Annotated in this window: 12 protein-coding genes; 8 read left to right on the plus strand and 4 right to left on the minus strand. The window is 37.4% G+C overall.

Features of this window, described 5'->3' with window-relative positions; all coding sequences use genetic code 11:
- A partial coding sequence (locus V7121_RS25010) for an InlB B-repeat-containing protein (protein ID WP_420490749.1) occupies positions 1-292 on the minus strand: 292 nt, incomplete at its 3' end.
- Between the two features lie 5 nt (positions 293-297).
- Entirely contained in the window at positions 298-4,884 is a 4,587-nt protein-coding gene (locus V7121_RS23025) for an Ig-like domain-containing protein (protein ID WP_335548036.1), read from the minus strand.
- 500 nt (positions 4,885-5,384) lie between these two features.
- On the opposite strand from V7121_RS23025, the gene V7121_RS23030 reads away from it, so the two are divergent.
- From V7121_RS23030 to tagU, 5 genes are all read left to right on the plus strand, one after another.
- The gene (locus tag V7121_RS23030) at positions 5,385-5,861 is read left to right on the plus strand and encodes a MarR family transcriptional regulator (protein ID WP_335496039.1); all 477 of its coding nucleotides are present in this window, start codon (positions 5,385-5,387) and stop codon (positions 5,859-5,861) included.
- Between the two features lie 12 nt (positions 5,862-5,873).
- Positions 5,874-6,692, plus strand: a complete 819-nt coding sequence (locus V7121_RS23035) for an alpha/beta fold hydrolase (RefSeq protein ID WP_335496041.1) — start codon at positions 5,874-5,876, stop codon at positions 6,690-6,692.
- Between the two features lie 554 nt (positions 6,693-7,246).
- Entirely contained in the window at positions 7,247-7,465 is a 219-nt protein-coding gene (locus tag V7121_RS23040) for a DUF1659 domain-containing protein (protein WP_335548038.1), read from the plus strand.
- Between the two features lie 39 nt (positions 7,466-7,504).
- Positions 7,505-7,723 carry a DUF2922 domain-containing protein gene (locus V7121_RS23045; RefSeq protein ID WP_335548040.1) on the plus strand — a complete coding sequence of 73 codons (219 nt, stop codon included), beginning with the start codon at positions 7,505-7,507 and terminating at the stop codon, positions 7,721-7,723.
- 205 nt (positions 7,724-7,928) lie between these two features.
- On the plus strand, positions 7,929-8,849 hold the full coding sequence (tagU, locus tag V7121_RS23050; RefSeq protein ID WP_335548042.1) for a polyisoprenyl-teichoic acid--peptidoglycan teichoic acid transferase TagU: 921 nt from the start codon (positions 7,929-7,931) through the stop codon (positions 8,847-8,849).
- Positions 8,850-9,089: 240 nt separating this feature from the next.
- Here tagU and V7121_RS23055 read toward each other — a convergent pair whose 3' ends face one another.
- Together V7121_RS23055 and V7121_RS23060 are read right to left on the minus strand one after the other, a co-directional pair.
- On the minus strand, positions 9,090-9,905 hold the full coding sequence (locus V7121_RS23055; RefSeq protein WP_335496060.1) for an ABC transporter permease: 816 nt from the start codon (positions 9,903-9,905) through the stop codon (positions 9,090-9,092).
- Entirely contained in the window at positions 9,902-10,930 is a 1,029-nt protein-coding gene (locus tag V7121_RS23060; RefSeq protein ID WP_335548044.1) for an ATP-binding cassette domain-containing protein, read from the minus strand. The genes V7121_RS23055 and V7121_RS23060 overlap by 4 nt, the downstream gene beginning before the upstream one ends.
- Positions 10,931-11,154: 224 nt before the next feature.
- Here V7121_RS23060 and V7121_RS23065 point away from each other — a divergent pair, with 224 nt between their 5' ends.
- Genes V7121_RS23065 through V7121_RS23075 form a run of 3 tightly spaced genes read left to right on the plus strand, consistent with a single transcriptional unit; the run spans position 11,155 to position 13,166 of the window.
- Positions 11,155-11,634: a DUF2975 domain-containing protein gene (locus V7121_RS23065; protein WP_335548046.1), complete on the plus strand. Its 480-nt coding sequence runs from the start codon at positions 11,155-11,157 to the stop codon at positions 11,632-11,634.
- Positions 11,635-11,644: 10 nt separating this feature from the next.
- A complete protein-coding gene (locus tag V7121_RS23070) occupies positions 11,645-11,860 on the plus strand; it encodes a helix-turn-helix domain-containing protein (protein ID WP_335496066.1) in 216 nt (71 codons plus the stop codon).
- Positions 11,861-11,918: 58 nt separating this feature from the next.
- Positions 11,919-13,166, plus strand: coding sequence for a DUF4153 domain-containing protein (locus V7121_RS23075; protein WP_335548048.1), 1,248 nt, complete (start codon positions 11,919-11,921; stop codon positions 13,164-13,166).
- Positions 13,167-13,214 lie beyond the last annotated feature (48 nt).

Consider the following 13,214-nt stretch of genomic DNA (forward strand, 5'->3'; position numbering starts at 1 on the left):
ACCAACCTCCAAATGTGTAACCAACCTTAATTGGTGGTGTTGGGGCCGTAATCTTTGAATGGTAGTTTGCATGAATGCCAGTTACATCACTGCCACCCTGACTATCAAAGGTCACGGTATACCTGTTGATTATCCATTTGGCATACAACGTGATGTTGATTGCTGAGACTGTATCGTTCTCAAAATCCCACTCCGTTGTAAAGGCTGCATCTTTGTACCATCCTCCGAAGGTGTAGCCAATTTTAGTCGGCGATTCTGGGGCTGTTATCTTTGCATTGTATTCTGCAGTTATACCGGTTACTGCACTGCCACCCTGACTATCCTATCAAAGGTCACGGTATGACTATTGGTTGCCCATTTTACATACAACGTAATATTGGTTGCAGGGATCGTGTCATTCTCAAAGTCCCAGGCCGTTGTGTACGCTGCATCTTTGTACCAACCTCCAAATGTGTATCCAACCTTAGTTGGTGGTGTTGGGGCTGTTATCTTTACATTGTATTTCGCATTGATGTCAGGTACGGCACTACCACCCTTGCTATCAAAATTCACGGTATAACTATTAATCGTCCATTTCGCATACAAAGTAATGTTGTTTGCTTGAACTGTGTCCTTCGCAAAGTCCCATGCTAATGTATAAGCGCTGTCCTTATACCAACCACCAAATGTATAACCTGTTTTTGCTGGCTCGGTTGGAGATACCACTAAATCATGATCATAGACTGAAACTTTTTCATATAAACTTCCGTCAACTAGAAAATTGACTTCAAAGGGTTTTCTAATGGTAAAGCTAATTGATGTCTTATTTCCGGCTTCATCTGTTACAACTAAGTTATAATTTCCATTTGAAGTTATTTTTGCTCCACTTTCAATCGCCTCACCATTTAATGTAGCTTTTCCTTCATTAAATATGATAGATATATCATGATTGATTATGGCACCATCCTGAATTTCTGTAACAATCGGCGCAGTTTTATCAAGGACTGTGACTTCTAAACTTTCACTTTCATTTCCAGCCGAGTCAGTTGCTGAAATCCTTAATTTTGTATTTGCTATTTGCTCAAAAATAACTACACTAAATCTACCATTTTCATCTGCAATAGAAGATCCAACAAGCACATTCCCCACTTTTACTTTAACCAGTGAACCTGCTTCTGCTTTTCCTGTTACAGTTTTTGATAAATCTGATACTTCACCCACTTGCGGTGCTGATGGAGAAATAACATCACCAACAACAATTTCAACTGATTCACTAGTATTACCATTAACATCTGTTGATGAAATAGACAATTGTGTACCAGCTAATTGCTTTGAAATGGTTATAGAGAATTCACCTTGTTGGTTAGTAATAGAACTACCGATAATAGTCGAACCCACTTTGCAGTAGACAGTCGAACCTACTTCTGCGTATCCATTAATTGAAGTTGAGGTATTCGTAACTTCAAGAACGATTGGAACAGAAGGATTCGTCGCATCTAAAACAGTAATGTTAAATGGTTCACTCTCGTTACCACTTGAATCTGTTGATGTTACAACCAAGATAGAATCTACTTTTTGCTTTGGAATGGAAACCGTAAAATGTCCATTTTTATCGGTATAAGTTGTACCAATGATGTTGCCATTACTTTTTACTTTTATTAATGCATCTGGCTCAGAAAGGCCCGTTATTTCCATTGATTTGTCCGTCACAATATCCACTTGAGGAACATCAGGTCCAGTTCCATCCTGTACAATTGTCTCAGTCGGTTCACTAATGTTTCCTGCACTATCACTAGAATAAATGCTCAATTTAGTGCCTAAAATTTGTTTTTGAATGGAAACAATAAATTGCCCCTTTTCATCGACTGTTCCCAAACCAATAACAACGGAACCGCTCTTAACTGTGATAGATGAACCTACTTCAGCAAATCCAGTAACTGTAGTCGATCGATCTATTACCTCATGCACAATTGGTTTTTCAGGTGCAGTCACATCCTTCACAATGACAATTTCTGGTTCACTCGTATTTCCAGCACTGTCAGTTGCATAGACATATAACTTAGTTCCGGCCTTTTGCCGTGGAATTGGAATGGCAAAAGTATATTGACCCGGGTTAGAACCTGTGGCAATTACCACATCATTTACCTTTATAGTAATCTTTGAACCAGGATCAGCTCCTCCAACAACATGTGTTGATTGATCCGTTTGATTTCCCACACCTACTTGTGGAGGAGTTTTATCTACGACTGTGACAATTTTATCATTCCCTTTATTACCAGTAGGGTCAGTTGCATTTATTATTAATTTTGTTCCTGCAGATTGCTTTCTTGAAAGCGTTAAAGAAAATTCCCCATTCCCATTTGTTACAGCAGTACCCAAGATCCCGTAGTCATTATAAACATTTACAATTGAGTCAGGTTCTGAAGTCCCCGTTACATACAATGAATTATCTGAAACCTCATTTACAACTGGTGCATCAGGTCCAGTGGCATCCTGAACAACTACAGTAATCGAATCACTCGTATTTCCTTCATTGTCCGTAGCCACTGCTACTAAAACAGTTCCAGCTTTTTGTTTCGGTATAGAAATATGAAATCCACCATTTTCATCAGAAGTTCCATTTCCAACTAAATGCGAATCAGACCAGAATTCGATAGTAAGCCCTGGTTCAGCCTCCCCCTCCACAAAATCTGAAATGTCATTTAGACCATTTATATTAAAAATCATTGGTTTTGCTTCAGGTGAAGGTAAAAGATCAAGTACATAAATTTGAGGATATCCATTACCTTCACCTTTCCAAGCTACTTTATTGTCGTCAATCATTATTTCATCCGTGTAGTTTGGATAAAAGTTATAAGCCTCTGCAATTTTTGAAGTTAATTTTGTTTCAGTATTATATAGAGTAATCCCCGAATAGGAAGACCAAACAATCTTATTCTTATTAACTCTTAAAGTGGAAACAGACTCTTCGCCTAAATCCTTGATTTTCAATTTTTCCTTGGTATCAAAATTATAGACAAATATTTCTCTACCATTGGAAAAATACACCTTATTTCCATAAATATCAAAATTTTTAGGATTAATGGTAGCCGTATCAGGAATCATATTCGTTTCATTCGTAATCGTATTAAAGATATAAATACCTGATGGATACCCATTGCCTTGACCAAGATAAACAATATGATTATTATAAATTCTTGGAGATTCCACGTTATAAAAAGTGGGAGAAATTTGAGAATCCACACCAGATTCCAAATCTTTCAAAATAACACATTCTCCATTTCTGTAAGCTATATAAACAAGTTTATTACCAAATATCATTGGTGATATTGCCCATGAGCTTTCATTAGTTAATTGATTGGTATTATGGGTTGTAAGATCATAAAGGAACAATTGATCCATACCATTGACATTTTTATTGTAAACTAATTTATTCTTATAAATAGTAGAACTCCAAGAAGTTTCATTACTCTTGGTTAACTCTTTGGTTTCATCCGTTTTTAGATTATAGTAATTTGTACTAGCGTAAGAGGCATTTTGATTCCAAACAAGGAAATCACCAGCTAAACCTATATTAGAAAAATTTGAAATGCTCCCATTAATCGGAGCATTATTTGTTATTTGTTTAGCTCCACCAATTACAACTTTACAAGAATCACTGAATAAACCATCTTTAGATTCTACAACTATCGTTGCAACCCCAGTCCCTTTAGCAACGACTTTTCCATTCGCTAGTACATCTGCAATTTCAGGATTCAAAGATTTCCATTTCAATGTTTGATTACTTGAATTTTTCGGGAAAATTTCTGCCTTCAGATTTTTATTTTCTAAAGAAGGCGAGTAGACAATATCATTTGTCAAATTTACACTTTCAACAGGTACAATTGGTACGGGTTGAGTGTAAAAATCCGAATAATCAACATATGTTGCTCCTGGGTTATCTAAAAAGTCGTATATTTTTGACTTAATTTCCGTTTCATCAGTTGATCCCCAATAGTTTTTTCCTGCTTCTAACGTACTTATTGCTGGATTGTAGGTAACAGCCATTTTCAAATTCATCTTGTTATCAATGAAAGAATTGTTCTTAAAAGGTGTTATATTTTGGCCATTATCAATCGCCACATCATTATTTATAAATTCACTATCAGATATTGATGCCCAATTACCCAATAAAACACCACTTTTGTTATTTTCAATTTTAGTCCTTACAATTTCAATTGCTCCTTGGATCCCCACGTTTGAATCACTAATCACGGAGTCAGAAATTTTAACATTTCCAGAACTTGACACTGAAGTGTTATTTTTATTTTTAACAACCGATGAAATAATATTAAATTCAGAATATCCATTGTACCCATCAAGTGTTCTCGTATCTCTAATGTCAATTCCACCATCGACTACCGAACTTACAATACAGTTTTCCCCACCCCATGATGTAATTGAATTATATTGTCTTGAAGTTAGGTAATCATATTTAAAAATCGAATTAGACACCACATTTTTATCTCCAGCTATTACTAAAGAGGTGTTTAAAAAGGTCGTATTGTTTATATTATTTTTAGAACTAGAAAGTTTAATAAAATTAAATCCATCAAAAATTACTTTTTCCGCTTCGTTCCCAAGTGAATCTATTCTTCCTAAAACAGTAAATTCATTTGAGCTATCTCCAATTACTCTTACACCCTCATCAATTGTAAGTTTGGCACCTTTACTAATAAGTAAATTTCCTGTTAGTTTGTAGGGACTTCCTTCTTTAGTCCAAATAGTATTCTTAGAAATAACACCACCAACTTCTGTTACAATACTCGGTGTGACATCTTCAGCGAATACTGCTGGGTTGATTATGCTTATAAAAAATATCATTACTAAAAAACAAGATAAAAACTTTCTCATTTTCCTTCTCATATGTAAAACTCCTTTAAAAATCACTTTATAAGTATATAAAAAATAACACTCTATCAAAAAATATAATTAAATATTACAAGGAATCTGTTTAAAATACTTGTAATATTTTCATTTAAAGTCCTCTCATTTCCTTTTTTTAGTATCCTAATTTTATCATCAAAGTATAAAAAACGACTTAAAATTAGATAATTTCCTATAATTAGAAAAAAATATTGGGTTGTATTTTGGGAAAGCGGATAGAAGTCTTCTTTTCTATCAATCTTAGACAAATAACGAGTGGTGACTCCCTTAGCCACTTGATTAATCCTCACCTATTTTCCTGCAACCCCTTCTCTCAATCTAGTTTGCTTGCGAACTGAACAAGTTTGTTTGCAAAACGAGCATTTGTATTTGCGAAACCAAAAATTTCTACTCTTTTCAAGGTTTGTTTTGTTGAATTAGTAAACAAAATGAATTACAATTATTTTGTTTACTAATTCAACAAAATTTCGGAGGTCTGTATGAATAAGGATGAGGAACTCAGTGCGATATTTAACCGGGTGACTGAAAGACACCAATTAATAAAAGAAATGGAATTAAAAAAGTATCGCTTTATGTCAGAAAATACCTTCTTGGAGGTTCACTGTATTGATTTTATTGAAAAATATCCGGATTCTAATGTTACAAAATTAGCTGATGCTTTAAGGGTTACTCGAGGAGCAATTAGTAAAACAACAAAAAAACTGCTTGAAGACGGAGCTATAGATAAATATCAAAAAACCGGAAACAAGAAGGAGATTTACTTTAAACTCACTGATATTGGCAGAAGAATATATGGAGAGCATGAAAAAATGCATCAGGCAAGAGTGGTACAAGATCAAATTTTTTTCCAAAATCTTAATGAAATTGAAAAAGATCATCTTATTAAGTCATTAAGTAAAATTTATCATGAAATTGCTGTTGAATTAAAAAATTTAGGTCTCGAAAATTATATATAGGGAGAGAAAAAAGTGACTACAATTAAGAATGGCACAGTTGTTTCAACAGATGGAACGAACATCAGCTATAAATACTTCGGACAAGGTGCAGGACTATTAATTGTTCACGGTGGATTCCGTGCCTCCCAGCACTATCTTGATCTCGCCAAACATTTAGCCAATGACTTTACTGTATATATAATGGACAGAAGAGGACGTAATCAAAGCGGGCCAAAGGGTGAGGATTATCATTTTCAAAAGGAAATTGATGATATCCATTCCATCTTAAGACAACATGACATTCAACTTTTGTTTGGACATAGTTTTGGAGCCCTTAGCTCCCTTAATGCTGCCAGCGATTATCCTTTGATTAAGCTTGCAGTCTATGAACCGCCGCTATATCCCTATTTCCCCACAGATTGGCTGCCCCAATTTGAAAGGGAAATTGACAAAAAGGATTTCATTGGAGCCAGCGTGACCTTTCTTAAAGGAATGCAAATGGGAGGTTTTATTGGAAAACTTCCCAAGCCGCTTCTAAAAATATTTTTTAAAATGATGGCTAAAGGGGATGAGTGGGAGGAAAATATCCCACTTTTGGAGACCTTGCCTGAGGAATTCCGTGTAGTCATGGATTGGGATAGCGGATTTGAGAGATATAAAAATATTAAAATCCCAACATTGATTATTTATGGGACGAAGACCACTGATTATTTAATTTCATCAGCTAAAGAATTTGCCAAACTCATACCAAATCATCAGTTGTTAGCCATTGATGGACTTGTCCATAATGCTCCTGATGAGCAAGCGCCGGAACAAATTGCGCTGGAGTTGAAATCTTTTTTTCAGCAATGATTCGGATTAAGTTCTTATCTTCATCAATCTTTTCCCGGCCGCCTCTTTCAGATTAATTAACTTAGAAGGCGATACTGAAATTTGTATCGCCTCAAATTAAGCCATACATTTAATCAGACCAGGGGAATGATATTAAAATACTGCCTCAATTTATGATAATAATCGCTTTTCCAACAATCCTCACCCATTTTTCAACAAATCCCCTTATCAATCAAACGTTTGATTAAAACAGCCCCACCCCTTGGTATTCATGCCTCAATCCTCCCTGAGTCAAAAAAATTTTGTAGAAAAATAACAAAAAATTAGTAGTTTATTATCGAAAAGTCATTATGCGACACCTTTTCGACTAAATAACAAAAAGGCTATACTAATCAAACGTTTGGTTAAAACAATCCTCAGCATGCTCCACACCTGACTTTTACCCCTCATATCTCCGAAAAGTATGTCGAGGGTTGTCATCAAATAACTCTTCTAATTTTAAAAATTTCCTCCTCACTACCTATCCTTTTTGCTGACTTTTATCTATATAAAGGGTGAAAGGTGGTGAGAGACAAATGGCACTAGCATTATTAGAAGGAACAAAGCTTCGCTTGGTGTTTGAAGCAGGTGTGGATGGGGAAGGAAAGCCTATCCTTAAATCGAAATCGTTTAGCAATGTCACTAAGGCTGCAACAGCGGATCAGTTATCGCAAGCAGCACAAGCAGTTGCTGCTTTATGCAATGACACGCTAAACAAAGTCGAGCGAAATGACAGCACCGAGATCATAGCTTAATAGACCCATGGAATAACGAATGGTTAGGAGGTGAAAGGAATGGCAAAAACATTGGAATTGCAATTTAGTACGGAGTTAGGAAAGACGGCTAGTCTATCCATCGATAACCCCAAAGAGCCGGTTGACGAAGATGTGGTAAAATTATCGATGACACAGATTATTGCCGCCAACGTTTTCACAACTGCCAGTGGCAAATTCGTCGCTGCAAAAGGCGCACGAGTCGTCGACCGCAATGTGACCGAATACGAACTCGCTTAGTAAATGAGAGAGGCTGGATTTATTATAAGTCCTGCCTCTTTAATTAATTATGGAAGGAGGACAGTTACCTGAAGTACAAACTAATGGACAATACAATTGAACTGGTTATTAGATTCCAACACCCACCAATATCTATTTTCCAATAATTATGGTATTCTAAAGAATAATTTGTAAAAAGTTGTATGTTAATTGGAGGTTATTCTGAATGAAACCGAGGAAAAAAAGTAGAAGGTGGTTAAAGATCACCGGATGTATTCTATTAATCTTGTTAGTTGCTGGTGGGGCTTATGCCTTCACTGTTTATAATTCTTTCAAAAATGCAGTTGAAACCATGCATCAGCCCATTGAGCGGCAATCAGAAAAACGGGAAGAACCAGTAGCTTTTAAGGAAAAAGATCCTTTTTCCGTCCTGATGTTAGGTGTCGACGAACGTAAAGGCGACCGAGGACGCTCTGACACGATGATTGTACTTACCGTAAATCCATCCAAAAATTCTGTAAAAATGCTCAGCATTCCACGTGATACACGTACAAAGATAATAGGTAAAGGAAAAGAGGATAAGATCAACCACGCCTATGCCTTTGGCGGAGTTCCGATGTCAATGGATACCGTTGAAAATTTCCTTGATATCCCTATTGATTATTACATCCAGGTGAATATGGAAGGTTTTCAGGATATTGTAGATGCGGTGGGTGGAGTTACTGTACAGAATGATTTAGACTTTACCGAAGCAGGTTTCCACTTTACAAAAGGTAAGCTAAATCTAAATGGTAAAAAGGCATTAGCATACTCTCGAATGAGGCATGAAGACCCTAGAGGTGACTTTGGTCGTCAAACACGACAACGTCAAATTATTCAAGGAGTCATTAAAGAAGGGGCAAGCTTATCAAGTATTACTAACTTCTCAGATATTTTCACCGCTCTCGGCAAAAATGTAAAAACCAATCTAACTTTTGGTCAATTGGTTGATATTCAAAAAAATTATAAATCAGTAGGAACTAACATCCAACAAATAGAGATAAAAGAAACGGGTACCATGATAAATAAAATCTACTATGGATTGGTATCAGCTGAAGAGAAGCAAAGGATACAAAGCGAATTAAAAGCACAATTAGCATTAAACTAATATTATAGCAAGAATAAAAGGAAACAGGCACTTCTTAATTATAGGAATGTCTGTTTCCTTTTTTAGGGATATATCCATTAACTTTAGAAGGTGAGTTTTCATTTCTTTTGAGCTAACCTCACACAATATTCCTTTAAAAAAGGAAAAAAGGCATCTGAATGCGACCATTCGAATGCCTTTCTGTAGTGTGAACTCATACCAATTCTGGCTTTTATTTGTTTCCGTGATTATCTTTCGTGTCTAGGCTCGGCGCATATAGGCACGTACGGTGATCGGTGCAAAAATCAATACAATCACGGCCGCCCCAATGAGGGAGATGGCGAAATCCATTCCAATCTTTCCAGAATTGGTAAGCTCCCTGACCGCAGTCACAAGATGCGATACTGGATTGAACTTCACGAACCACTGAAGCCAATTAGGCATGGTTTCAACTGGGACAAAGGCATTAGAAAGGAAAGTAAGTGGGAACAGCACGAGCATCGAGATGCCTTGTACGCTTGAAGCTGTACGTGCAATCACACCAAAGAAGGCAAAAATCCAGCTAATTGCCCATGAGCACGCAATCACAAGCAGACCCGCAAAGGCGACATAGCCTAGACCCCCATCAGGTCTATATCCCATAATATAGCCCATTACAAAAGTAAGCACTGTAGCAATGGCATACCGAATGGTATCTGCTAATAACGCTCCTGCTAACGGAGCAATCCGTGCAATCGGCAAGGACTTAAAGCGGTCAAACACACCTTTATCCATGTCCTCCCGTAGTTGGACGCCAGTGACAATTGAGGTAGAGATCACCGTTTGAACAAGGATGCCAGGAATAATCACGGGTAAATAGCTCTTTACGTTCCCAGAGATAGCTCCACCAAAAATGTACGTAAACATCAGCGTAAAAATGATGGGCTGGAGTGTCACATCAAACAATTGCTCTGGTGTGCGACGAATTTTTAACAATCCCCGATAGGCCATTGTCAACGAGTTACGGACTGTTTGACCAAAGCTCGTGTGGTTTTTCAACGGACGAGTAGTTACCGACTCAATCGTATTGTTTTTCATTTGCCCACCTCCACCACTTCTCCTGATTTACCAGGCAAGTTCGATGTGTCCTCAACACCATGACCAGTAATGTTCAGAAAAACTTCATCAAGCGTTGGTTTTTGTACACTCAACTCATCCAATTGGATTCCTGACTCACGGAAGGCGATAAGTAGGTCAGTCACTGTGTTCGCATCAGACATTGGTGCAATAATCTTTACACCTTCGGACGATACACTGGACTTAACTTTTAGAACCCGTTCCACCGTTTGACGAGCGTTCTCCATATCTTTTGTATCTTTTAACCTCAAATGTAACGATGAGTTCCCAACGGACGCTTTCAATTCATCCACAGTTCCCTCCGCAACCACTTTGCCATGATCGATAACGGCGACCCGATCTGCAAGTTCATCTGCTTCTTGTAAGTACTGCGTAGTTAACAATACGGTTGAACCCATCGTTACCAGTCGGCGGATGGTCTCCCACATTTGATTACGTGTTCGTGGATCCAGTCCAGTCGTAGGCTCATCCAAGAAAATAAGCGGTGGTTGTGTAATGAGACTTGCAGCTAAATCTAATCGTCGGCGCATCCCACCAGAGAAATTCTTCAAAGGACGTTTTGCTGCTTCTGTTAAACCAAATTCCTCTAATAACTCATTTGCCTTACGCTTAGATTCTGCCCGTCCTAGACCTAACAATCGAGAAAAGATGACCAAATTCTCCGTCGCACTAAGTGACTCGTCTACCGATGCGTATTGGCCAGTCACTCCAATTAATTGACGGACAATCTGTGCTTCTTTCACTACATCGTGGCCAAAAATTCTTGCAGAACCCTCATCTGCGCGTAAGAGTGTCGCCAGCATTCTGATTGTAGTCGTTTTCCCTGCTCCGTTTGGACCCAACACACCGTAGATTGTACCCGCACGTACGTTTAAATCAACCCCATCAACAGCACGGTTGTCGCCAAATGTTTTAACGAGTCCACGCGCTTCAACAGCCCAATCTCCATTTTCCGGAGATTGTAATTTTCTATCTAAATATTTCACTTCGTTTCCCTCCCCATTTAACGAATACATAAAGAGAGTAGCAAACATTTGTGAATAAAAGATGAACTACTTTACAGTTTCAAGAAGCAATGGGATTTGAATCCATAGCTACAAGGATGATTATCAAAACAACAAAAACATTATTAAAATTAATAAAAATTTATTGAAAAACGATAAATAACATATTAAAATCAAATTAACAATACTTTAGTGAGGTGCTATTCATGAAACCAGAAACACTATTTTTAAAGTTAGCTATTGTTCTTATGGGCATTCCAGTTCTTGCTTTGTGCATCTTTCTTGTACCTGAGATAGGTGATCTTGCAGCAAAATTGCTTCCAGAGTTTCATTATATAAAATACCTCGTTTCGATTGTTTACGATGCATCGGCGATTCCTTTTTACTTTGCTTTGTATCATGCCTTCAAACTTTTACGCTATATTGACAAAAATATCGCCTTCTCGCAAATTTCTGTAATTGCTTTGAGAACAATCAAACACTGTGCAATTATCATCACTAGTTTGCATGTGCTCGTCTTACCACTCTTCTTTCTTTTTGCGGACAAAGACGATGCCCCTGGTGTCGTCATTGTCGGACTGATTGTACCTTTTGCTTCACTGGTGATTGCCGTCTTTGCCGCCGTTCTTCAAAAGCTATTAAAGAATGCCATCGATATAAAATCTGAGAATGATTTAACGATATGAGGTGAAACCAATGGCAATTATTATCAATATTGATGTGATGTTGGCAAAAAGGAAAATGAGCGTAACAGAACTTTCGGAAAGGGTAGGAATCACAATGGCAAATCTTTCCATTTTAAAAAATGGAAAAGCAAAAGCGATTCGATTATCTACTTTAGAGGCTATTTGTAAGGCTTTAGAATGTCAACCCGGGGATATTTTAGAATACAAAGGTGACGAAGGCAGTTAATGATTAAAAACCGGGGTAGATTGTATGACTAAATATGAATGATTAGGGAGGTATCACCATGGACGCAAATAATTGGGTTATTAATAATATGGATAACCCCCATGAACTCGAGAGAATGTTTAGAAAAGATCCTAAATCTTTTAAAAAGTTATTCTTACACGCTTGGAAACAAAATCCTGATTCAGAGGTACTTGCCGTTTGGTATGAAAGATTGAATTTCCAGGAGAAGACCCATACTGAAAAAGCTTCCTTGCGTCAAAATAGTTTTCTTCTCATGGGCATCTTGGCTGTTCTGGCCGGGGTCAGCACCAGGATCCTTTTCCACTTTGTCGAACAGGAGGCAATAGCTCCGATTAACCTTGCTTTCGGGATTCTTCCCTTTATCGCAGCCTATTTTGTATACAATAATCCACCCAAAAAAAGAGTTCTTTACCTCATTGCGGCATTGTTCCTAATCTCTGGGTTTTATCTTAATATGCTCCCAATCAATGAAAAAGACAGTATGATCCTTGCTTATATTCATCTCCCCATCTTCTTATGGGGATTGATAGGAATTGCATTTACAGGAAATAAATATAAGGAAGGCAGCACAAGATTAGCTTATTTAAAATTTAATTTGGAATTTGGCATACTCTACGCCTGCATGGCCATTAGTGGAATGCTACTAGCCTTGCTAACACTAAGGTTATTTAGTTTTGTAGACCTGGATATTGAAGACTTCTATTTTAGAAATATCGTATTATTTGGTGCTGCCGCTCTCGCAGTCGTAGCTACCTATCTGGTCTCAATGAATCTTAAACTTGCTAAAAATATAACACCCTATATAGCAAAAATTTTTAGTCCACTTGTCCTCGTCACATTGTTGGTCTATCTTATAACGGTTATTTGGGTTGGTAAAAATCCATTCTTGGACAGAAACTTCCTAATCGCCTTTAATGGAATCCTCCTTGGCGTCTTGGCCGTCACCATATTTTCCATTACCGAAAGCGGCACAGACGAGAAAAAGAGCCTATCTGATTATATAAATTTTGCCTTAATTGTTCTGGCTTTAATCATTGACAGTGTGGCTTTATCAGCCATCGTGTTTAGACTTTCTTCATATGGGATTACACCAAACAGACTTGCCGTTTTAGGTGTAAACATCCTGATTTGTGGAAATCTAATCTGGATTATGGTCTCCTATCTGCGCTTTCTACAAAACAAAACCGGACCTTCAACCATCCAAGATGCCGTTACCAAATATTTGCCGGTCTACGGAATTTGGGCAGCACTCGTGACCTTTACCTTTCCTTTAATTTTTAAGTAGAGAAGCTTTCAGATGCTGCCCTACCATATAAAGGCCAAAAATGAACAA

Source organism: Neobacillus drentensis (assembly GCF_036962125.1).
Taxonomy (GTDB): domain Bacteria; phylum Bacillota; class Bacilli; order Bacillales; family Cytobacillaceae; genus Neobacillus; species Neobacillus drentensis_B.

Excerpts from the sequence above, each read along its gene's own strand:
- V7121_RS23065 (WP_335548046.1), top strand. The coding sequence starts at position 11,155 with ATGAAACCAGAAACACTATTTTTAAAGTTAGCTATTGTTCTTATGGGC.
- V7121_RS23025 (WP_335548036.1), bottom strand. The coding sequence starts at position 4,884 with ATGAGAAGGAAAATGAGAAAGTTTTTATCTTGTTTTTTAGTAATGATA.
- V7121_RS23045 (WP_335548040.1), top strand. The coding sequence starts at position 7,505 with ATGGCAAAAACATTGGAATTGCAATTTAGTACGGAGTTAGGAAAGACG.
- V7121_RS23055 (WP_335496060.1), bottom strand. The coding sequence starts at position 9,905 with ATGAAAAACAATACGATTGAGTCGGTAACTACTCGTCCGTTGAAAAAC.
- V7121_RS23040 (WP_335548038.1), top strand. The coding sequence starts at position 7,247 with ATGGCACTAGCATTATTAGAAGGAACAAAGCTTCGCTTGGTGTTTGAA.
- V7121_RS23030 (WP_335496039.1), top strand. The coding sequence starts at position 5,385 with ATGAATAAGGATGAGGAACTCAGTGCGATATTTAACCGGGTGACTGAA.
- V7121_RS23070 (WP_335496066.1), top strand. The coding sequence starts at position 11,645 with ATGGCAATTATTATCAATATTGATGTGATGTTGGCAAAAAGGAAAATG.
- tagU (WP_335548042.1), top strand. The coding sequence starts at position 7,929 with ATGAAACCGAGGAAAAAAAGTAGAAGGTGGTTAAAGATCACCGGATGT.
- V7121_RS23075 (WP_335548048.1), top strand. The coding sequence starts at position 11,919 with ATGGACGCAAATAATTGGGTTATTAATAATATGGATAACCCCCATGAA.